21 protein-coding genes are annotated in these 18,420 nt (G+C 72.7%); 8 read left to right on the plus strand and 13 right to left on the minus strand.

All coding sequences use genetic code 11. From position 1 onward, the window contains the following. The 4 genes from JQN70_RS09845 to sodN are packed head-to-tail and all read left to right on the plus strand — an operon-like array spanning nucleotide 1 to nucleotide 2,604. Nucleotides 1–948: an amino acid ABC transporter permease gene (locus JQN70_RS09845; RefSeq protein ID WP_204131156.1), complete on the plus strand. Its 948-nt coding sequence runs from the start codon at nucleotides 1–3 to the stop codon at nucleotides 946–948. Beyond that, entirely contained in the window at nucleotides 948–1,841 is an 894-nt protein-coding gene (locus JQN70_RS09850) for an amino acid ABC transporter ATP-binding protein (RefSeq protein WP_204131157.1), read from the plus strand. Before JQN70_RS09845 ends, JQN70_RS09850 begins: the two co-directional genes overlap by 1 nt. Beyond that, entirely contained in the window at nucleotides 1,838–2,164 is a 327-nt protein-coding gene (locus tag JQN70_RS09855; protein WP_307835903.1) for a S24 family peptidase, read from the plus strand. Before JQN70_RS09850 ends, JQN70_RS09855 begins: the two co-directional genes overlap by 4 nt. A gap of 44 nt (nucleotides 2,165–2,208) precedes the next feature. Further along, on the plus strand, nucleotides 2,209–2,604 hold the full coding sequence (sodN, locus tag JQN70_RS09860; protein WP_204131158.1) for a superoxide dismutase, Ni: 396 nt from the start codon (nucleotides 2,209–2,211) through the stop codon (nucleotides 2,602–2,604). 105 nt (nucleotides 2,605–2,709) lie between these two features. Here the strand turns inward: sodN and JQN70_RS09865 are convergent, their stop codons facing one another. From JQN70_RS09865 to JQN70_RS09885, 5 genes are all read right to left on the minus strand, one after another. Further along, nucleotides 2,710–4,290: an HNH endonuclease signature motif containing protein gene (locus JQN70_RS09865; protein ID WP_204131159.1), complete on the minus strand. Its 1,581-nt coding sequence runs from the start codon at nucleotides 4,288–4,290 to the stop codon at nucleotides 2,710–2,712. 120 nt (nucleotides 4,291–4,410) lie between these two features. Further along, nucleotides 4,411–5,568: a mannose-6-phosphate isomerase, class I gene (gene manA, locus JQN70_RS09870; RefSeq protein ID WP_204131160.1), complete on the minus strand. Its 1,158-nt coding sequence runs from the start codon at nucleotides 5,566–5,568 to the stop codon at nucleotides 4,411–4,413. Nucleotides 5,569–5,606: 38 nt separating this feature from the next. Next, entirely contained in the window at nucleotides 5,607–6,905 is a 1,299-nt protein-coding gene (locus tag JQN70_RS20885; protein ID WP_204131161.1) for an HD-GYP domain-containing protein, read from the minus strand. Between the two features lie 29 nt (nucleotides 6,906–6,934). Further along, nucleotides 6,935–8,191, minus strand: coding sequence for an HD-GYP domain-containing protein (locus JQN70_RS20890; RefSeq protein WP_204131162.1), 1,257 nt, complete (start codon nucleotides 8,189–8,191; stop codon nucleotides 6,935–6,937). Nucleotides 8,192–8,209: 18 nt separating this feature from the next. Further along, nucleotides 8,210–8,347, minus strand: a complete 138-nt coding sequence (locus JQN70_RS09885; protein WP_204131163.1) for a hypothetical protein — start codon at nucleotides 8,345–8,347, stop codon at nucleotides 8,210–8,212. Nucleotides 8,348–8,510: 163 nt separating this feature from the next. Here JQN70_RS09885 and JQN70_RS21190 point away from each other — a divergent pair, with 163 nt between their 5' ends. Continuing rightward, on the plus strand, nucleotides 8,511–8,585 hold the full coding sequence (locus JQN70_RS21190; RefSeq protein WP_009775747.1) for a 50S ribosomal protein bL37: 75 nt from the start codon (nucleotides 8,511–8,513) through the stop codon (nucleotides 8,583–8,585). 78 nt (nucleotides 8,586–8,663) lie between these two features. Here JQN70_RS21190 and rsrA read toward each other — a convergent pair whose 3' ends face one another. From rsrA to JQN70_RS09905, 4 genes are all read right to left on the minus strand, one after another. Continuing rightward, a complete protein-coding gene (gene rsrA / locus JQN70_RS09890; protein ID WP_204131164.1) occupies nucleotides 8,664–8,933 on the minus strand; it encodes a mycothiol system anti-sigma-R factor in 270 nt (89 codons plus the stop codon). Continuing rightward, a complete protein-coding gene (locus JQN70_RS09895) occupies nucleotides 8,933–9,565 on the minus strand; it encodes a sigma-70 family RNA polymerase sigma factor (RefSeq protein WP_204131165.1) in 633 nt (210 codons plus the stop codon). Before JQN70_RS09895 ends, rsrA begins: the two co-directional genes overlap by 1 nt. Before the next feature lie 112 nt (nucleotides 9,566–9,677). Further along, on the minus strand, nucleotides 9,678–10,307 hold the full coding sequence (locus JQN70_RS09900) for an alpha/beta hydrolase family protein (RefSeq protein ID WP_204131166.1): 630 nt from the start codon (nucleotides 10,305–10,307) through the stop codon (nucleotides 9,678–9,680). Continuing rightward, a complete protein-coding gene (locus tag JQN70_RS09905; protein ID WP_204131167.1) occupies nucleotides 10,304–11,137 on the minus strand; it encodes an SOS response-associated peptidase in 834 nt (277 codons plus the stop codon). The genes JQN70_RS09900 and JQN70_RS09905 overlap by 4 nt, the downstream gene beginning before the upstream one ends. An 87-nt stretch (nucleotides 11,138–11,224) precedes the next feature. Here JQN70_RS09905 and JQN70_RS09910 point away from each other — a divergent pair, with 87 nt between their 5' ends. The 3 genes from JQN70_RS09910 to rsgA are packed head-to-tail and all read left to right on the plus strand — an operon-like array spanning nucleotide 11,225 to nucleotide 14,074. Continuing rightward, nucleotides 11,225–11,767, plus strand: coding sequence for a DoxX family protein (locus JQN70_RS09910; RefSeq protein WP_204131168.1), 543 nt, complete (start codon nucleotides 11,225–11,227; stop codon nucleotides 11,765–11,767). After that, nucleotides 11,754–13,046 carry a 3-phosphoshikimate 1-carboxyvinyltransferase gene (aroA, locus tag JQN70_RS09915; RefSeq protein WP_204131169.1) on the plus strand — a complete coding sequence of 431 codons (1,293 nt, stop codon included), beginning with the start codon at nucleotides 11,754–11,756 and terminating at the stop codon, nucleotides 13,044–13,046. The genes JQN70_RS09910 and aroA overlap by 14 nt, the downstream gene beginning before the upstream one ends. After that, nucleotides 13,046–14,074 carry a ribosome small subunit-dependent GTPase A gene (gene rsgA, locus JQN70_RS09920; protein WP_204131170.1) on the plus strand — a complete coding sequence of 343 codons (1,029 nt, stop codon included), beginning with the start codon at nucleotides 13,046–13,048 and terminating at the stop codon, nucleotides 14,072–14,074. Before aroA ends, rsgA begins: the two co-directional genes overlap by 1 nt. A 43-nt stretch (nucleotides 14,075–14,117) precedes the next feature. Here the strand turns inward: rsgA and JQN70_RS09925 are convergent, their stop codons facing one another. Genes JQN70_RS09925 through JQN70_RS09940 form a run of 4 tightly spaced genes read right to left on the minus strand, consistent with a single transcriptional unit; the run spans nucleotide 14,118 to nucleotide 18,227 of the window. Further along, on the minus strand, nucleotides 14,118–15,338 hold the full coding sequence (locus JQN70_RS09925) for an ABC transporter ATP-binding protein (protein WP_204131171.1): 1,221 nt from the start codon (nucleotides 15,336–15,338) through the stop codon (nucleotides 14,118–14,120). Further along, entirely contained in the window at nucleotides 15,331–16,368 is a 1,038-nt protein-coding gene (locus JQN70_RS09930) for an ABC transporter ATP-binding protein (protein ID WP_204131172.1), read from the minus strand. Before JQN70_RS09930 ends, JQN70_RS09925 begins: the two co-directional genes overlap by 8 nt. Nucleotides 16,369–16,378: 10 nt before the next feature. Continuing rightward, nucleotides 16,379–17,305 (minus strand): ABC transporter permease, encoded by a 927-nt coding sequence (locus JQN70_RS09935; protein WP_204131173.1) that lies wholly within the window; start codon nucleotides 17,303–17,305, stop codon nucleotides 16,379–16,381. Beyond that, complete coding sequence (locus JQN70_RS09940) at nucleotides 17,298–18,227, minus strand: ABC transporter permease (protein WP_204131174.1); 930 nt, start codon at nucleotides 18,225–18,227, stop codon at nucleotides 17,298–17,300. The genes JQN70_RS09935 and JQN70_RS09940 overlap by 8 nt, the downstream gene beginning before the upstream one ends. Between the last annotated feature and the right edge of the window lie 193 nt (nucleotides 18,228–18,420).

The raw sequence follows: 18,420 nt of genomic DNA on the forward strand, positions 1-18,420 counted from the left end.
ATGTCGACGGTGAGCGGGGACCGGCCGGGCCCGATCAAGGCCCGGCCGGTCCGGCACCCCTGGCGCTGGGTGGCCATCGCCGTCATCGCGGTCCTCGTCGCGATGATGGTCAGCTCGTTCGTGACCAACGAGAAGTGGGACTTCCCGTTCGCGTTCGAGATCATGCAGCAGACGCCGGTCATCCAGGGCCTGTGGGCGGGCACCGTCCTCGGCACCGTCGGCTCCATGGTCCTCGGTGTGGGCCTGGGCATCGTCCTGGCCGTGATGCGGCTGTCGGACAACCCGGTCCTGCGGGGCGTCGCGTTCGTCTACACGTGGTTCTTCCGGGCCATCCCCCGCTACGTGCTCCTCGCGCTCATCGGCGTCGGGGTCGGCTTCCTCTACTCGCAGATCTCCTTCGGCCTGCCGTTCGGTGAGCAGCTCGCGGGCGCCATCGGCATCGACACGACCACCTTCACCTTCTTCACCCTCGACTGGAACGCGTTCTCCAGCACGATCTGGGCCGGCATCCTCGGCCTGGGGCTCTCCGAGGCCGCGTACATGGCCGAGATCGCCCGCGCCGGCATCCTCTCGGTCGACCGCGGCCAGACCGAGGCCGCGCAGGCGCTCGGCATGCCGCCGGGTCGCACCATGCGCCGGATCGTCCTGCCCCAGGCGATGCGGGTCATCGTCCCGCCGACCGGCAACGAGACGATCGCGATGGTCAAGGACACCTCGCTGCTCATCGCCATCCCGATCATCAACGAGCTGTTCTTCCAGGCGTACAACTTCGGGCAGCGCGGCTTCAAGATCCTCCCCGGCATGGTCGCGGCGACCCTCTGGTACCTCGTCGTCTGCTCGATCCTCATGGTCGGGCAGTACTACCTGGAGCGGTACTTCGGCCGGGGCTTCGGGGCCGTGCCGAAGAAGGCCAAGCAGGAGCTGACCAAGATCGGGGCCGACCACTGATGACCGCCAGCACCTCCGACGCGCCGCTCGTCCACGCCGTCAACGTCTCGAAGTCCTTCCACGGCAACGAGGTCCTCAAGGGCATCGACATGGACGTCGCCACCGGCGAGGTCGTCGTCCTCCTCGGCCCGTCGGGCTCCGGGAAGACGACCTTCCTGCGCTGCATCAACCAGCTCGAGACGATCGACGGCGGCCGGATCTGGGTCGACGGCGACCTCATGGGCTACGACGACCGCGGCGGCACGCTCCACCGGCTCACCGACAAGCGCATCGCCGCCCAGCGCCGCGACATCGGGATGTGCTTCCAGCGCTTCAACCTCTTCCCGCACAAGACGGTCCTCGAGAACGTCGTCGAGGCGCCGGTGCAGGTCAAGGGGATGAAGCGCAAGGCGGCCGAGGCCCGCGCCATGGAGCTGCTCCAGCAGGTGGGGCTCGGTGACAAGCCGTCGGCCTACCCCGCCCAGCTCTCCGGCGGCCAGCAGCAGCGCGTCGCCATCGCCCGGGCCCTCGCGATGGACCCCAAGCTCATGCTCTTCGACGAGCCGACCTCGGCCCTCGACCCCGAGCTCGTCGGCGAGGTCCTCAAGGTCATGCGCGACCTCGCGACGCGGGGCATGACGATGATCGTCGTCACCCACGAGATGGGCTTCGCCCGCGAGGTCGCCGACCGGGTCGTCTTCATGGACGCCGGCGTCGTCGTCGAGGAGGGGCCGCCGAGCGAGGTCATCGGCAACCCGAAGCACCACCGCACGCGCGCCTTCCTCTCCCGGATGCGCCAGGAGGAGCAGGCCCACGCCGAGGCGGTCGTCGCGTCGGTGACGGGGAACACCGAGGCCCTCGCGGACGCCCCGGGCGACGGCGGGGACGACGGCGCGCGCGACACCGCCGGGTGAGGGTGCCGCTGCCGGCGCTGGTCCGCGTGCGCGGCCGGTCGATGCTGCCGACCTACCGGGACGGCGACGTCCTCCTCGTGGTGCGCGGTGTGCGTCCCCGGCCCGGCCGGGCCCACGTCGTCCGGCTCCCTCCGGACGCCGCCGGCCGGCCGCGACCGCTGTCGGTCAAGCGCGTCACGGGCCGCGACCCGGACGACCCCGAGCGCTGGTGGGTCGACTCCGACAACGCCGCCGAGGGGGCCACCTCCTTCGACGTCGGCTCGCTCGCGGACGAGGACATCGTCGCGGTGGTCGCGCGGTTGGTGAGGAGAGCGCTGGGGTAGGTTGAGGAGACCCGCAGAACCCCGCACCCCCCGAGGAGTGGCACATGCTGTCCCTGTTCCGCATCACCGACGTCGCGGCCCACTGCGACCTCCCGTGCGGCGTCTACGACCCCGCCCAGGCCCGTATCGAGGCCGAGTCGGTCAAGGCGATCATCGCCAAGGTCGCGGACAACGACGACCCCGACTTCCGCGTCCGCGCGACGATCATCAAGGAGCAGCGCTCCGAGCTCGTCAAGCACCACCTCTGGGTGCTGTGGACCGACTACTTCAAGCCCCCGCACTTCGAGAAGTTCCCGCAGCTGCACCAGCTCGTCAACGAGGCGACCAAGTTGGCCGGGGCCTCCGGCACCAAGGGCGAGTTCGACGCCGCGAAGGCCGACGAGCTCCTCGCGAAGATCGACGAGATCGACGCGATCTTCAAGGAGACCAAGAAGGGCTGAGCCACACCGCTCTTCGCCGACGGCGGGTGTCCCTCACGGGGCACCCGCCGTCGGCGTGCGGCGGGTGCCCGGTCGGTGGCTCGCGCGCGTCAGGGCACGGAGCCGTCAGAAGGGCGGTGGGCCGGGCGTCGGGACTCCCCCTCGGCGCCGGTGACCGCGAGGGACGAGGGTCAGCTCGACAGCCGGCCGTACGACCTGGATCCGGCACGTCGGACGATCACGCCGGTGCTCGAGGAGGTGCTCGAGGGTGGAGTGGGGACCGTCGGGCAGGACGAGTGAGGGGTTGCCCGACGGCGCGGGCGGTGGGTCGGTGCCGGTGTCGGGCAGGACGACCGGGTGGAGCTGGTCGGGTGGGTGGGTGGTGCGGACCCGTCCGGTGGGGTCGGTCCAGGTCATCGAGGCGTCGGGGTGCAGCACGGCCCGCCAGCCAGGGCGTTGCTTGGTCCGGTGGTGCCGGCGGCACAGGCAGGCCAGGTTGAGGGCTGACGTGGGGCCGGTGGGCCAGGGCCGGACGTGGTCGAGGTCGCAGAAGCGGGCGGCGACGCTGCAGCCGGGGAAGCGGCAGTGCCGGTCTCGGGCGCGGACGAACGCGGCCAGCCGGGCCGAGGGGCGGTAGCCGCTGCCGGAGAGGTCGCCGTCCGGGTCGACGGGCGCGCCGGTACCGGTGTCACACGCGAGCAGTCGGGGTCGTCCGGTGTGGTCGTGGCCGGTGATGGTCGTCGCGGCGACCGCGGCGGCGAGCCAGTCACACGGGACGAGCATCGGTTCCCCGGCGCGGGCGGTGCCGACCTGCACGAGGTCCCCGGCCGCACCCGGCGCGAGCTCAGCGGGGTGAGCGGGGTGATCAGGGGTGTCGGCCGGCGTGGTGAGCACGACCTGCAGGTCGATGGTGGCCTGCTGCGTGACGAGGTCGGTCAGGGCCTTGGCCCGGGCGCGGTCGACGCGTTCGCACACTCCCTCGGCCACGTACCGCTGGGCCAGGGCGTCGATCGCGGCCCACGCGGCGCAGGCCTCCTCGGAGGGGAAGGTGCCGTGCCAGGTGTCGACGCCGGGCTCGTCGACCCAGCGCCGCAGCGAGGACGCCGCCCGAGCGCGCACCGCCCGCTGACGCAGGAGGTCCGGGGAGATCTGGGCCAGCAGTCGCCGGGTCCGACGCCGCAGGTGGCCCGCGTCCTCGAGCTCGAACCAGTCCGAGAGCGTGGCGACGACCGTGGCGGCGACCTGCGCCGGGACCTCCTCGAGCTCGAACGCCACGACCTGGGCCCGATACCCGTCGAGCCGCCCCTCGGCCATCGCCCGGTGGAGGCCGGCCAGACCCGTCGACGTGCCGTCGCCGCGCTGCCCGTCCACGACCCGGCGCACGGCGTCCCGGACCCGGGCCTCGGCGTGCACCGCCGAGACGTTGAGCACCCCGGAAACGACCGCCGAAGCATCCAGCGCCACGGACCCGGGCGCCCGCCGCACCGTCACGACCGTGCCGTCCTCGGCCCACTCGGACTCCAGAGCCGCCAACCCCACGATCGCCAGGTCTTGCGCCGCCGAGGCCACGTCCATCAGCGCCTGCAGCTCACCGAGAGCTTCCGCGCACTCGTCCACCGGGCCCGGCCGCGACGGTTGCCCCAGCGCGTCCGACAGGAGGTCCCGCGCCGTTCGCGCAGCCTCCAGCAGAGCGCTCGTGTCGGCCATCGGCTCCCCCTCCCCTCGTGGTCCCATCCTACCGGACAGGCGTTCGAGAGGGAAGGCCATGGGCAGCGAAAAGTGCTGCAGGGCAGCGAAATCGGGACGGCCTGGCTCGAGGCCGGCGGCTCAGAAGGCGTCGGGGACGGACACCAGGTAGACCTCGCCGGCGCCCTCGAGCGTCACGGCCCCCTCGCCCACCGGGAGGAAGGCCGACTCGACGTCCCCCAGCTCGAGCGACCCCGACGCGGCCGACAGGGTCACTCGCCCGCGCAGGCAGAACACGATGCGGGGGGCGGTGTCGCCGGGCAGCCGGCGCCCGGGCGTCACGCGGGCCAGGCGGAACCGGTCGGAGGCGCTGTCGAAGACCTCCAGCCCGGGCTCGACGACCCGGCCCGACCCGGCGACGCCGTCGGCGCGGGGGTCGACGATGCGCAGCAGCTCGGGGACGTTGACCGGCTTGCTCGTGAGGCCCGCGCGCACGACGTTGTCGGAGTTCGCGAGCACCTCGACCCCGAGCCCGCGCACGTACGAGTGCAGCACGCCCGCCGCCACGTCGATGTACTCCCCCGGCTGGAGCACCCGGTGGTGCATGAGCAGGAGGACGACGAGGCCGATGTCGTCCGGGTGCTCCTCGGCGATGCGGACGACGGCGGCGCTCGCGTCGCCCAGCGCCCCGCCGCGGCCCTCGAGCCGGACGCAGGCGGCGACGACCGACCGGGCGAGCTCGGCGACCTCGTCGTCCGGGGTCGCGAGCACGAGCGCGAGGAGGGCGTGCACGGGGTCGTCGGCCCGCGAGGCCTCCGCGAGCAGGGCGTCGAGGCGCGGCACCCGCAGCCGCGTCACGAGGTCGGTGACCTCCTCGATGGCCCGCAGCCCGACGAAGACCTCGAAGGGGGCGATGGCGAGGAGCAGCTCGGGCTTGGCCCAGTCGTCGACGTAGACGTCGTCGCCGGTCTCGGCCCGCAGCGACCGGGCCTGCTCGGCGGTCGGGTGGGCCTGGATCGAGATCGCCCGGCCGGGGGCCAGGACCTTGAGCAGGAACGGCAGCCGGGGGCCGTAGCGCTCGACGCAGGTCGTCCCGAGCTCGGCCTCCGGGTCGGCGGCGACGACCTCGGCGAGGGTCGGCGCCCCGGGCCGGTCGGTGCCGGAGGGGCCCTCCTCGTGGGCGCCCATCCACAGCTCGGACTCGGGCTCCGGGCTCGGGATCTCGCGACCCTGGAGGCTCGCGATGGACACGTGCGAGCCCCATGCGTCGTGGAAGACGACAGGGGTGAGGCGGTCCACGGGGTCCTTCGGGGGCTGGGTGCGGGGGCCTCCGCACTCTATCCGGCGACGACGCTCCGGCCGTCGACCCGGCCGACCGACGCGTCCTCGACGACGCGGGTCAGCGCGTCCACGACGTCGGGGTCGTACTCGTAGCCCAGCCCGAGGTGGATGCGCTCCATGGCCGCGTCGACGAGCACGGGGTCGTCGGTGCCCCGGGACAGGTCGTCGAAGGCGTTGGCGCACTTGATGATGCGACTCTCGAGCGGCACCGGCTCGCCCAGCTCGCGGACGAGGCGGTACGCGGTCGTCTGCGTCTCGACGAAGCGGGCGACGTCGTCGAGGGTCTCGGCCTGCCGGATGATGCGGGCGCCCTCCTCGGCGATGTCGCGCTGGTCCGCCGGGGCGGCGAGCACGGTGGCGCCATCGGGGATGGGGTCGAGGAGCGAGATCTGGCCGAGGTCGTGCAGGAGCGCCGCGTACTCGAGGCTGCGTAGCTGGCGGTCGCCGAGCCCGAGGACGCGTCCGATGCGGAGGCACAGCGCGGCGACCCGCTCGGCATGGTGCTCCGGGGTGTAGCCGCCGTGCTCGGTGAGGTGCGAGAGCGTCCCGATGAGCTGGCGGTTGGTCTCCCGGTTGCTCGCGTACTGCCGCACCGCGGAGTAGGCCATGGCCAACGGCACGAGCGCCACGGGGAGGGCCAGCAGGCCGAGGACGGGGGCCATGAGGGCGACCATCGGGCCGGTGACGACGACCGCGAGCGTGAGCGGCGCGGCTTCACCGACCTCGTCGCGGACGGCGGCGACCCACGGCGTGCGTTGCCGCTCGGCCCGGATGCCGGCGACGAGGACGAGCTCGGTGAGCAGCCCGACGGCCGCCACGACGACCATCCCGAGCGCCACGAGGGCCAGTGAGGTGGTGGAGCTCAGCTGGGCTGCCCACAGGGTGCCGTCGGAGGGACCCACCCCACGGGCGAGACCCGCGGCGACCCACACCCCCACTGCCCGGGCCGCGAGCGCCGGCGTCCCGACGACGTCACCACGGGCACGCCGGACGGCGGCGGCGATCGCCAGGCCGGCGCTGACGACGATGACGACGAGCCCCGACTCGAGCGCGAACGTCGGTTCGCCGGCGATGCGCCCGAGGAGGACGACGGCGAGGGCCGCCGCCGAGGAGAGGGGCGCGGTCTCCCGGCCGCTCGGCATGCGGATCCGCAGGAGCTCGCCACCGGCGACGAGCGCGACGGCGAGGAGGAGGGTGTGGCCGTGGGTCGCGAGCAGCGTCGGGAGGAGGTTGCCCGCGGCGATCAGGCCGGTGCACACCGCGACGAGGCCGAGGAGGACCACGGTGCGGCTCACGAGGCGATCGGGGACCCTGACGAGGGGAGTCATGTCGAGAGCTCCTCGGCTCGGGTCAGAGCCACGTCGAGTGCGCGCACGAGCTCCTCGGTCCTCGGTCCAGGGTGTTCGGTGGCGATGAGGTCCCGGGCCTGACTGGGGGCGTACACGGTGCCCCCCGGCGTGCCGACCTGCGTGAGCAGGTCGTAGAGGTCGGCAAGCGCCACGATCCGTGATGGGAGGGATGCCGCGGCGTCGTCCGCCAGTGCTCTGCGATGCGTCTCGATCGAGTCGAGGGCTCCACGCAGGAAGGTGAGGTCGCCGAGGATGGCCACACCGGCCCTCGGGTAGCCGACCGTGGTGCTCGCGGGGTCCGTGAGGTCCAGGCCCCGCGCCTCCCGGGTCGGGAGGGTCGTCTGACCGACGTCGTGGAGCATCCCCGCGATGCGCGTGTCGGCGACCTGCTGTGGGGTGAGGCCGAGGTGCTCGGCCATCCGCCCGCTCAGATCAGCAACCCGGGCGCTGTGGCCGGTGAGGTGTGGCGCCTTGGCCTCGACGGCGGCCACGAGCACACCGAGGACCCGCTGCTGGCCCTGCAGCTCGTCGGCGTGCTGACGATAGGCCCAGTGGGCGACCAGCAGGGGCGCGAGGACCATCGCGGTGGCGACGACGACACCGAGCTGCGCCGGCACCCAGAGCACGACGAGGATGAAGGCGATGACGCCGTAACCGGCGGCGGCCGCACCCGTGCTGCGCAGGAGCAGGCCGATGTGCAGGCGGACGGGGACACCACGCGCGACCCGCATCATGCCCGAGAGGAGCACGGCGTTCGCGAGGACCTGGACGAGGTCCGCGACCACCATCGGGAGGGCGAGGTGGACGACGACGGGGGTCACCCCGGCCAGCTCTGCTGGATCGAGGGTGCCGCCGGCGGCCAGGAAAGCCAGCCCTCCCACGCACCCGAAGATCGAGAACTGGGCCGAGTTGAACAGCCTGCCCTGCCACGAACTTCCCTGGAAGGGACCGATGAGGGCCCCCGCCAGGGCGACGACCGCAGGGCCGACGACAGCCTGCGCGGCGAGCATGACGATGCTCGAGATCGCGAGGTGCACGCGGTCGCCTACCACCACTCCGGGGTAGGCGACCGCGAGCACCGCGAGTGCCAGGACGGCGATGAGGTCCGGGCCAACCGAGATCGGGTGCACCCGACTCGAGAAGCCGGCGAGCAGGACGGCCCCCACGGCGAGGACGACGAGGTAGATGGTCGTCGCCGCGTGGGGTCCCACCCCCTCCCGGCGGCCCTTCACCGTCACAGGCAGGAGAGGTCAGCCGCCATAGCTCCAGCCGAGCTGGGCGGTGCTGGTCGACTTGAAGTCCTGCGGTGCCGCGTTGGCGGACGTGGCCCCCACCGTGACGAGAGCGGCGAGGAGAGCAGCGGCGGCGAGAGTACGGATGGTGCGCATGATGTGTTTCCTTCCAGAGGGTGAGAAGACCCGGGCCATGGCTCTCCGGGGCGGCCAGGGTCAGCCGAATTCTTTCACGAGGAAGGGTGTGCGACAATCACAGCGGCACCAGTGCGCCTCCGTGTCGTCGATTCCGGGGGCCGTTCCCGACGAGAGGTCACCCATGAGCAAGCGCGCCCGCAAGCGTCGCTCGCGCAAGGGCAACAAGGCCAACCACGGCCGCAAGCCCAACGCCTGAGCACCGAACGACGACGGGGCCCGGAGTGCATCGCGCACTCCGGGCCCCGACGTCGTGTGGCCCGTGGGGCCGGTGGGGTCAGTCGTCGGTCTCGAGGCGGACCATCGTGATGCGCCTCACGATCTGCATGCGCACCGCCGCCGGCGCCGCCTCGTCGTGGCAGGAGCGCTTGACGACCTGCTTGACCGCGGCGTCGAGGTCGTGCTCGGCCAGGCACGGCCGGCACTCCGCCAGGTGGGTGGCCACCCGCTTGACGTCGGCCGGGCTCATCTCGCCGTCGAGGTACTCGTAGATGTGGTGGAGGACCTCCGAGCAGTCGGTGTGGCCCTCGTGCGTCTCGTGGCCCATCACTCCTCCTCCGCCCCGACGAGGCCGCGCTCGCGCGCGTACCCGGTGAGCAGCGAGCGCAGCTGGCGCCGGCCGCGGTGCAGGCGGGACATCACCGTGCCGATGGGGGTGCCCATGATCTCGGCGATCTCCTTGTACGCGAAGCCCTCGACGTCGGCGAGGTACACGGCCATCCGGAAGTCCTCGGGGAGCTCCTGGAGCGCGCGGGTGACCTCGGTGTCGGGGAGGTGCTCGAGGGCCTGGGCCTCGGCGGACTTCAGCCCGGCGGAGGTGTGCGACTCGGCCCGCGCCAGCTGGTAGTCCTCGACGTCCGAGGCGTCGGACTGCTGGGGCTCGCGCTGCTTCTTGCGGTAGGTGTTGATGTAGGTGTTCGTGAGGATGCGGTACATCCACGCCTTGAGGTTCGTCCCGGGCCGGTACTGGTGGAACGCGGCGTAGGCCTTGGCGTAGGTCTCCTGGAGGAGGTCCTCGGCATCGGCCGGGTTGCGCGTCGTGCGCATCGCGGCGGCGTACAGCTGGTCGATCAGGGGCAGGGCCTCGCGCTCGAAGCGGGCCTGTCGCTCGGCGGTGGTCTCGGTGGCGAGGTCGACCTCCGTCGAGGGCTCCTCGAGGGGTGTCTGGGGGGTGCTCATCGCCTCCCAGCCTAGCCGGGCCCGCGGACGGGGCGAGGTGTCGAGGACGAACACGGGTGCTGCCTTCGGTCGGGGACGCTGACGGTGAGGGGAACGCCTGTGGAGCGCCGGCTCATTCCCCCGCCGTGAGCCGGCCGAGGACCGCCGCCGCCACCCGGTCGGCGACCCGGCCGAGCGAGTGCGGCCCCGGCACGACGTCGAGGGTCGCGAGCGCCGGGAGGTCGGCCTCGACCTCGGCCGGGGTGCCGAACGGGTCGGTGGTGCCCTGGACGACGTGCACGGGGATGCCGGCGGCCGACGGGGCCGCGAGCTCGGGGGCGCGGGAGGCCTCGGGCCGTCCGGGCGGGTGGAGCGGGAACGACAGGCAGACCACGGCGTCGGCCCCCACGGTTTCGGCGGTGCGGCAGGCCACCCGTGCCCCTGCGCTGCGCCCACCGGTGACCAGGCGCCCTCCCCCGGCGTGCCGCACGACGTCCTCGAGCACCGGGAGCCACGCCTCGTCGAGGGCGGGAGGACGCGGCCCGATCTTCCGCTCGGCGACCCGCCACGGCTGGTCGACGAGGACGACCCGCCAGCCGGCGCCCACCATCGCGTCGCGGACGGCGAGCACGTCGAGCGTCCACCGCAGCCCCCCGGCGCCGTGGCCGAGGACGAGGGTCCCGGCGGCCTCCCCCGCCGGCTCGGTGGTGGTCGTCCGGGCCGGACCCTGCGGGGTGTCGACGAGCCGCTCGGCCGCGCTCATCCGCCGATGACCTCGCCCGTCATCGGGTCGACCACCCCGACGAGCTCCTCCACGGGAGCCGGCTCGAGCAGGCCCGGGCCGTTCGACCGGTTGCTGCTGACCGCCCGGCCGACCGGACGGGCGGTGAAGCGGCCCGGAGCGTGCGGCGCGAGGAGGTCGGCGACGTCGTCGGCGCCCGCCGACGGGTCGAGCCAGCGGGCCCAGTCGTCCCGCTCGACGACGACCGGCTGCCGCTCGTGGATGCGGTCGAGCCCCGGCTCGGCCTCGCCGGTGATGACGGTGAAGGTGGTCAGCCAGGCCATCGGGTCGTCGGGGTCGGTGACCGCGGGGTCGCGCCAGAACTCGTAGAGGCCGGCCAGCGCGACGCTCGCGCCGTCGGCCCGCTCGGTGAAGAACGGCTGCTTGCGGGGCTTGCCCTTGGCGTCGAGCGCGGTCGGCGAGGCCTGCCACTCGTACCAGCCCCGGGCCGGCACGAGGCAGCGGCGGGCCGCGAGGGCCCGTGAGAAGGCCGGTTTCTCGCGCACCGACTCGACGCGGGCGTTGATCATCCGCACGCCGCCCTTGACGTCCTTGCTCCAGCTCGGCACCAGCCCCCAGGTGAGCAACCGCAGCTGGCGCTGCGCTGGGGCGTCGCGGTCCTCGCGCGGGGCCCGGGTGAGCACCACCGGGGCCTGCTTGGTCGGGGCCATGTTGAAGTCCGGGCGCCCCGGGGGCGGCTCCTGGGGGTTGACGAGCACGCTGCGCGCCGGCTCGGCGGTGCGGTCCTCGTCGACCTCGAACTCCAGCACCAGCTCGTCCGGGTTCGCCGTCGCGGCGTAGCGCCCACACATGGTGCTCAGGCTACGCAGTGGCACCGCGAGGAACTACGGTAGGCAGGGAGGTCCTGACCAGCAGGAACCCCGACCCGGAGGTACCGGATGTCCGTGGTGCGCCGCATCGCCCGACCGCTGCTCGCGTCGATGTTCGTCGTCGGTGGCGTCGACCAGCTGAAGCACCCGTCGGCGAAGTCCGCCACGGCACGCCCGGTCGTCGCGAAGGTCGCCCCGTTGCTGGGCCTCCCCGACGACACCGAGCTCCTCGTGCGGGCCAACGGCGTCGCGATGGTCGGGGCCGGCGCCCTGCTCGCCCTCGGCCGCTTCCCCCGGCTCTCGGCCACCGTGCTCGCCGCCACGCTCGTCCCCACGACGGTGGCCGCCCACCAGTACTGGCGCGAGGAGGACGAGACGGTCCGGGCCCAGCAGCGCACGCACTTCTACAAGAACCTCGGGCTCCTCGGCGGCCTGCTCCTCGCCGCCGTCGACACCGAGGGCCGCCCCGGGCTGGCCTACCGGGCCCACCTCGCGAGCGAGAGCGTCCAGCGCGCCGCGCGCACCACCCGGCGCGAGGCCCGCCACGTCGTCCACGAGGCCGCCACCGAGGCCAGGCTCAAGGCGGCCCAGGCGCAGCATGCCTTCTCCTGACTGGTCGGCCCCCACCGCCGCGGGGCCGCTGCACGCCCGGGTGGTCCTCCCCGGCAGCAAGTCGCTGACCAACCGCTACCTCGTCCTCTCCGCGCTCGCCGGTGACGTCTCCCGGCTGCGGGCCCCCCTCCGCTCCCGCGACACCCTCCTCATGGCCGGCGCCCTGCGCACCCTCGGGGTCGGGGTCGAGGACGTCGACGACGGCGACTGGCTCGTCACCCCCGGCCGGCTCGTCGGCGGCGGTGTCGTCGACTGCGGCCTCGCCGGCAACGTCATGCGCTTCGTCCCCCCGCTCGCCGGCCTCGCCGACGGCCCGGTGCGCTTCGACGGCGACGAGGGCGCGCGGGTGCGGCCGATGGCCCCCGTCCTCGAGGCGCTGCGCGGCCTCGGTGTCGAGGTCGACGACGACGGACGCGGCGGGCTGCCCTTCACCGTCCGGGGCCGCGGGTCGGTCCGTGGCGGCACGGTGACCATCGACGCGTCGGCGTCCTCGCAGTTCGTGTCCGGCCTGCTGCTCTCGGCGGCCCGCTTCGACGAGGGCGTCACCGTGCGCCACGACGGCAAGGCCGTGCCGAGCCTGCCGCACATCGAGATGACCGTCGAGACCCTCCGCGACGCCGGGGTCGTCGTCGACGACGCCGACGTCCACACCTGGCGGGTCGAGCCCAGCGAGGTCAACGCCCTCGACGTGCAGGTCGAGCCCGACCTCTCGAACGCCGCCCAGTTCCTCGCCGCCGCGCTCGTCACCGGCGGCACGGTCCACGTCCCCGGCTGGCCGCAGTACACGACGCAGGGCGGTGACTTCGTCCGCGAGGTCCTCGACATGATGGGCGCCGAGGTCGTCCTCGACCGCTCCGGCCTCACCGTCACCGGCGGCGACGGCATCCTCGGCGTCGACGTCGACCTCCACGACTCCAGCGAGCTCACCCCGGTCGTCGCGGCCCTCTGCGCGCTCGCCGACTCCCCCAGCGTCATCCGCGGCGTCGCGCACATCCGCGGCCACGAGACCGACCGCCTCGCGGCGCTGCGGGCCGAGCTCTCCGGTGTCGGCGCCGACGTCCAGGAGACCGACGACGGTCTGCGCATCACGCCGAAACCGTTGCGCGGCAACTACTTCCGCACGTACCACGACCACCGCATGGTGATGGCGGCCGCCGTGCTCGGCCTGGCCACCCCGGGCGTCGTCGTCGAGGACGTCGGCACGGTGGCCAAGACGATGCCCGAGTTCACGAGCCTCTGGGACCGGATGCTCCACGAGCGGGTCGCTGCGGGCGCCTGATGGCGAGGTCGACGCGCGACTACGACGAGTCCGACGTCCGCATCCGTCCCAACCGCCGGGGGTCGCGCCCGCGCAGCAAGGACCGCCCGGCCCACGCCGACGCCGTCCGCGGCCGCGTCCTGGGGGTCGACCGCGGCCGCTACCGGGTGCTCGTCGGCGACACCGGTGACCGGCACGACGTCACGGCGATGCGGGCCCGCGAGCTCGGCCGCAAGGGCATCGTCGTCGGCGACGAGGTGCACCTCGTCGGGGACACGACCGGCGCCGAGGGCAGCCTGGCGCGCATCGTGCGCATCTCGCCGCGGGTCACCGTGCTGCGCCGGACCGCCGACGACACCGACCCCGTCGAGCGGGTCCTCGTCGCGAACGCCGAGCAGCTCGTCGTCGTCTCGGCGCTGACCAACCCCGAGCCCCGCCCCCGCCTCATCGACCGCTGCCTCGTCGCCGCGTACGACGCCGGGATGGAGCCGCTGCTGCTGCTCACGAAGGCCGACCTCACCGACCCCGCGCCGTTCCTCGAGCAGTACGCCCCGCTGTCCGTGCACCACGTCGTCACCTCGCGGGCCCCCGACGGCTCGATCATCGGTCTCGACGCCGTCCACGAGGCGCTCGCGGGCCGGGTCAGCGTCCTCGTCGGCCACTCGGGGGTCGGCAAGTCCACCCTCGTCAACGCCCTCGTGCCCGACGCCCTGCGTGCGGTCGGCGTCGTCAACGACGTCACGGGTCGCGGCCGGCACACCTCCACCTCCGCTGTGGCCCTGCCTCTGCCCGACGACGACGGCTGGGTCGTCGACACCCCGGGCGTGCGCTCCTTCGGCCTGGCCCACGTCGACCCGGCGCGCATCGTCACCCACTTCCCCGACCTCGAGCCGGGGACCGAGGAGTGTCCGCGCGGCTGCACCCACGACGAGGAGGAGTGCGCCCTCGACGCCTGGGTCGCGAGCGGTGCGGCCGGACCCGCGGGCCCGGCCCGGTTGGATTCGCTGCGCCGCCTGCTGCGCACGCGGACGGCCGCGGGCGAGGAGTAGCTCCCCGGCCCGCGGCCGTCGTGGGTGGTGCGGTGCTGCGGGCTCAGCCCTGGTTGTCGCGCGTGTCCTCGACGACCCGGGTCGGGTCGGACACCTGCGGGGTGTCCTCGGTGGCCGGCGGACGGGCCCGGTCCTCGGCCTGGCCGCTGTCGAGCTCCTCGCCGCCGCCCTCGGCGCCGAGGCCGGCCCCGGCGTCGACGAGGTCGTCGGTGTCGGTGCTGACGAAGCGGTCGTCGGGCTCGATGCCGGTCACGTCGACCGTCTCGACGACGAGCCGCGGCTCGGCGAAGTGGCAGGCCGACAGGTGCTCGCCGTGGCCGTCGGCCCGCGGCTCGAGCTCGGGCTCGAGGGTGGAGCAGACGTCCTGCGCCTTCCAGCACCGGGTGTGGAACCGGCAGCCGCTCGGCGGGTTCGCAGGCGACGGCACGTCGCCGACGAGCACGATCTGGTCGCGCTTGCCCCGCAGCGTCGGGTCGGGCACCGGGACCGCCGAGAGGAGGGCCTGGGTGTACGGGTGCGTCGGACGGGCGTAGACCTCGTCCTCCTCCCCGAGCTCGGCCATCCGCCCGAGGTACATGACGCCGACCCGGTCGGAGATGTGCCGGACGACGGACAGGTCGTGGGCGATGAACACGTACGCCAGCCCGAGCTCGTCCTGGAGCTTCTCCATGAGGTTGACGACCTGGGCCTGCACCGACACGTCGAGCGCGGAGACCGGCTCGTCGCAGATGAGCACCTTCGGGTTGAGCGCGATGCCCCGGGCGATGCCGATGCGCTGGCGCTGGCCGCCGGAGAACTGGTGCGGGTAGCGGTTGATGTGCTCGGGGTTGAGCCCGACGAGGTCGAGGAGCTCCTGGACCCGCTGGCGCCGCCCGCCCTTGGGGACGACGTCGGCGTGGATCTCGAACGGCTCGCCGATGATGTCGCCGACCGTCATCCTCGGGTTGAGCGACGTGTACGGGTCCTGGAAGACGATCTGGATGTCGCGGCGCAGGCGGCGGGTGTCGCGGGCCGAGGCCCCCGACCAGTCCTGACCCTCGAAGGTCACGCTGCCCGCGGTCGGCTCCTCGAGCCGCATGAGCAGCCGGCCGAGGGTGGACTTGCCGCAGCCGGACTCGCCGACGATGCCGAGCGTCTCGCCCTTGTGCAGGTCGAAGGACACCCCGTCGACGGCCTTGACGTGGCCGACGGTGCGCCGCAGCACGCCCCGCTTGATGGGGTAGTGCTTGACCAGGTTCTGGGCGCTGAGGACGACCTCAGGCATCGATGACCTCCTCGGCGAAGTGGCAGGCCGACAGCCGGCCGGGGGCGACCTCCCGGAGCTCCGGGCGGTCGGTGCGGCAGACGTCCTGCGCCATCCGGCAGCGCGGGTTGAAGGCGCAGCCCGGCGGGATCCGCATGAGGTTCGGCGGCAGGCCACCGATCGCCGCGAGGGTCTGGCCCTTCTGGTCCAGGCGCGGGATGGACTCGAGGAGCCCCCGCGTGTACGGGTGCGCCGGCGAGGCGTAGAGCGCGTCGACGTCGGCCTTCTCGACGAGCCGGCCGGCGTACATCACCGCGATGCGGTCCGCGACGTCGGCGACGACGCCGAGGTCGTGGGTGATGAGGATGAGCCCCATCTGGCGCTCCTCCTGCAGCTCCTCGAGCAGGCTCATGATCTGCGCCTGCACCGTGACGTCGAGGGCCGTCGTCGGCTCGTCGGCGATGAGCACCGCCGGGTCGAGCGCGATGGCCATCGCGATCATGATGCGCTGGCGCATGCCGCCGGAGAACTGGTGCGGGTAGGCCTTGACGCGCTCGCGCGCCGCCGGGATCTGCACCCGCTCCATGAGCCGGACGGCCTGCTGGAGGGCGTCGGACTTGTTCATCCCGCGGTGGACGCGGAACATCTCGGCGATCTGCCACCCGACCGGGAAGACCGGGTTGAGCGACGAGAGCGCGTCCTGGAAGATCATCGAGACCTCGGGGCCGCGGGTCTTGCGCCGCTGCTCCTCCGGCATCGTCAGCAGGTCCTGGCCGCAGTAGCGGATGTGACCCGAGGGGATGACCGCCGGCGGCATGTCGAGGATGCCCATGATCGCCTGCGCGGTGACCGACTTGCCGGAGCCGGACTCCCCGAGGATGGCCAGGGACTCGCCCTGGTGCAGCTCGAAGGAGACCCCGTTGATCGCGGTCGCGATGCCGTCGGCGGTGTGGAACTCGACGAAGAGGTCCTCGACCTCGAGCAGCACCCCGTCCTGGGGCTCGTAGCGGACCCGGGCGTCGTCCGTCCGGGTGGTGTCCTGAACCGTCATGACGTCTCCTTCACCGGTTCTTCGGGTCGAGGGCGTCACGGACCACGTCACCGAGCATGATGAACGCGAGGACCGCCAGGGACAGGAACAGGCTGGGGAAGAAGAGCATGTGCGGGGTGGTGCGCATGCCGACGACCGCGGCGCTGATGTCGACGCCCCACGAGACGGTCGGGGGCTGGAGGCCGATGCCCAGGTAGGACAGCGTCGCCTCGGCCGAGATGTAGGCACCGAGGTTGATCGTCGCGACGACGATCATCGGGGCCAGGGCGTTCGGGACGATGTGGGAGCGGATGACCCGCCACGGGCTCGCGCCGAGGGCACGGGCCGCCTGCACGTAGTCGTTCGGCTTGACCTGGATGACGCTGGAGCGCATGAGGCGCGCCATGCTCGGCCAGCCGAGGACGACGAGGGCGAGCACGACCTTGAGGACGATGAGGAAGTAGTTGTCCGTGGCCGGCAGCGTGACGAGGACGATGACCGCACCGAGCAGCAGCGGGATGGCGAAGAAGATGTCGCCGAGCCGCGAGAGCAGGGTGTCGGTCCAGCCGCCGGCGTACCCCGCGAACACGCCGACGGTGCCGCCGACGAGCGTCGTGAGGACGGTGGAGAGCAGGCCGACGAGGATCGAGGCCCGCGCGCCGTAGATGCACCGGGAGTAGATGTCGTAGCCCTGGATGTCGCGTCCGAACCACGCCTCGCTGTTCGGCCGCACGCGGGCGTCGGACAGGACCGCCTGCGTGGGGTCGGTGCTCGTGAAGAGGCTCGGCCAGATGGCCATGAGCAGGAACACGGCGATGAGGGCCGAGGAGATCCAGAAGAAGGGGCTCCGGCGCATCGTGCGCCAGGCGTCGGAGGCCAGCGAGCGGGCCGGCCCGGTGTCGCCGCCCTCGTGGGTCGGGGCAGCGGAGGTGGTCTCGGCGATGGCGGCGTCACTCATGGCTGATCCTCGGGTCGAGCAGGCCGTACAGGAGGTCGACGAGCAGGTTGACGACGAGGTAGACGATCACGAGGAAGGTCACCGCGCCGACGACCGAGGCGCCGTCGCGCACCCGGATCGCGCGGAACACGTAGCCGCCGATGCCCGGGATGTTGAAGATGCCCTCGGTGACGACCGCACCACCGAGCAGCGCCCCGAAGTCGAAGCCGATGAAGGTGACGACGGGGATGAGCGAGTTGCGCAGCGCGTGCAGGCCGTAGGCCCGGCGCTTGGTGAGGCCCTTGGAGATCGCGGTGCGGACATAGTCCGAGCGCAGGTTCTCGACGAGGTTGGTGCGCATGAGGCGGGACACGTAGGCCACCGAGAGCGAGCCGAGCACGATGGCCGGCAGGAGCAGCTGGTAGACCGACGGGTTGCTCGACGTGACCGTCACCGGGAACCACCCGAGCCGGGTGCCCAGGTACAGCTGGGCGAGGTTGCCGATGACGAAGATCGGGATCGAGATGAGGACGAGGGTCGACACCAGGACGAGGTTGTCGAGGAAGCCGCCACGTCTGATGCCGGTGAGGACACCGGCGAGGATGCCGATGCCGGTCTCGATGAGCACCGCCATGAGGGCGAGCTTGCCGGTGACGGGGACGCGCAGCTTGAGCTGGTCGGCCACCGGGATGTTGTTCGACGTCGTGCCCAGGTCGCCCTTGGCGAGGTTGAGCACGTACTTGCCGTACTGCACCGGCAGCGGCTTGTCGAGGTTGTACTTCTGGATGTACGCGGCGCGGTACGCCGGGGAGCACGGGCGCTCGCCGCACTTGCCCGCGACGGGGTCGCCCGGTAGGGCGAAGACCATCGCGAAGATGAGGAACGTCGCGCCCAGGATCACGGGAATCATCTGGAGGATCCGTCGGATGATGTAGGTGCCCACCGTCACCTCCTGAGGACTCGGGACGCCTCGTCGATCGTCACGACGACGGCGTCGGGTTGGGTTACCGGGATGAACCTAGACCATGCACTGAGACGGTGGTAGACGCGGGACCCGGCATCCTGCGCGTGCGCCGCCCCGACACGGCCGTCGGCCTGCCAGCAGGTGCTGACAGGCCGACGACGCGTGCAGTGAG

Origin of the sequence: Phycicoccus sonneratiae, assembly GCF_016887965.1 — a bacterium.
GTDB lineage: Bacteria > Actinomycetota > Actinomycetes > Actinomycetales > Dermatophilaceae > Phycicoccus > Phycicoccus sonneratiae.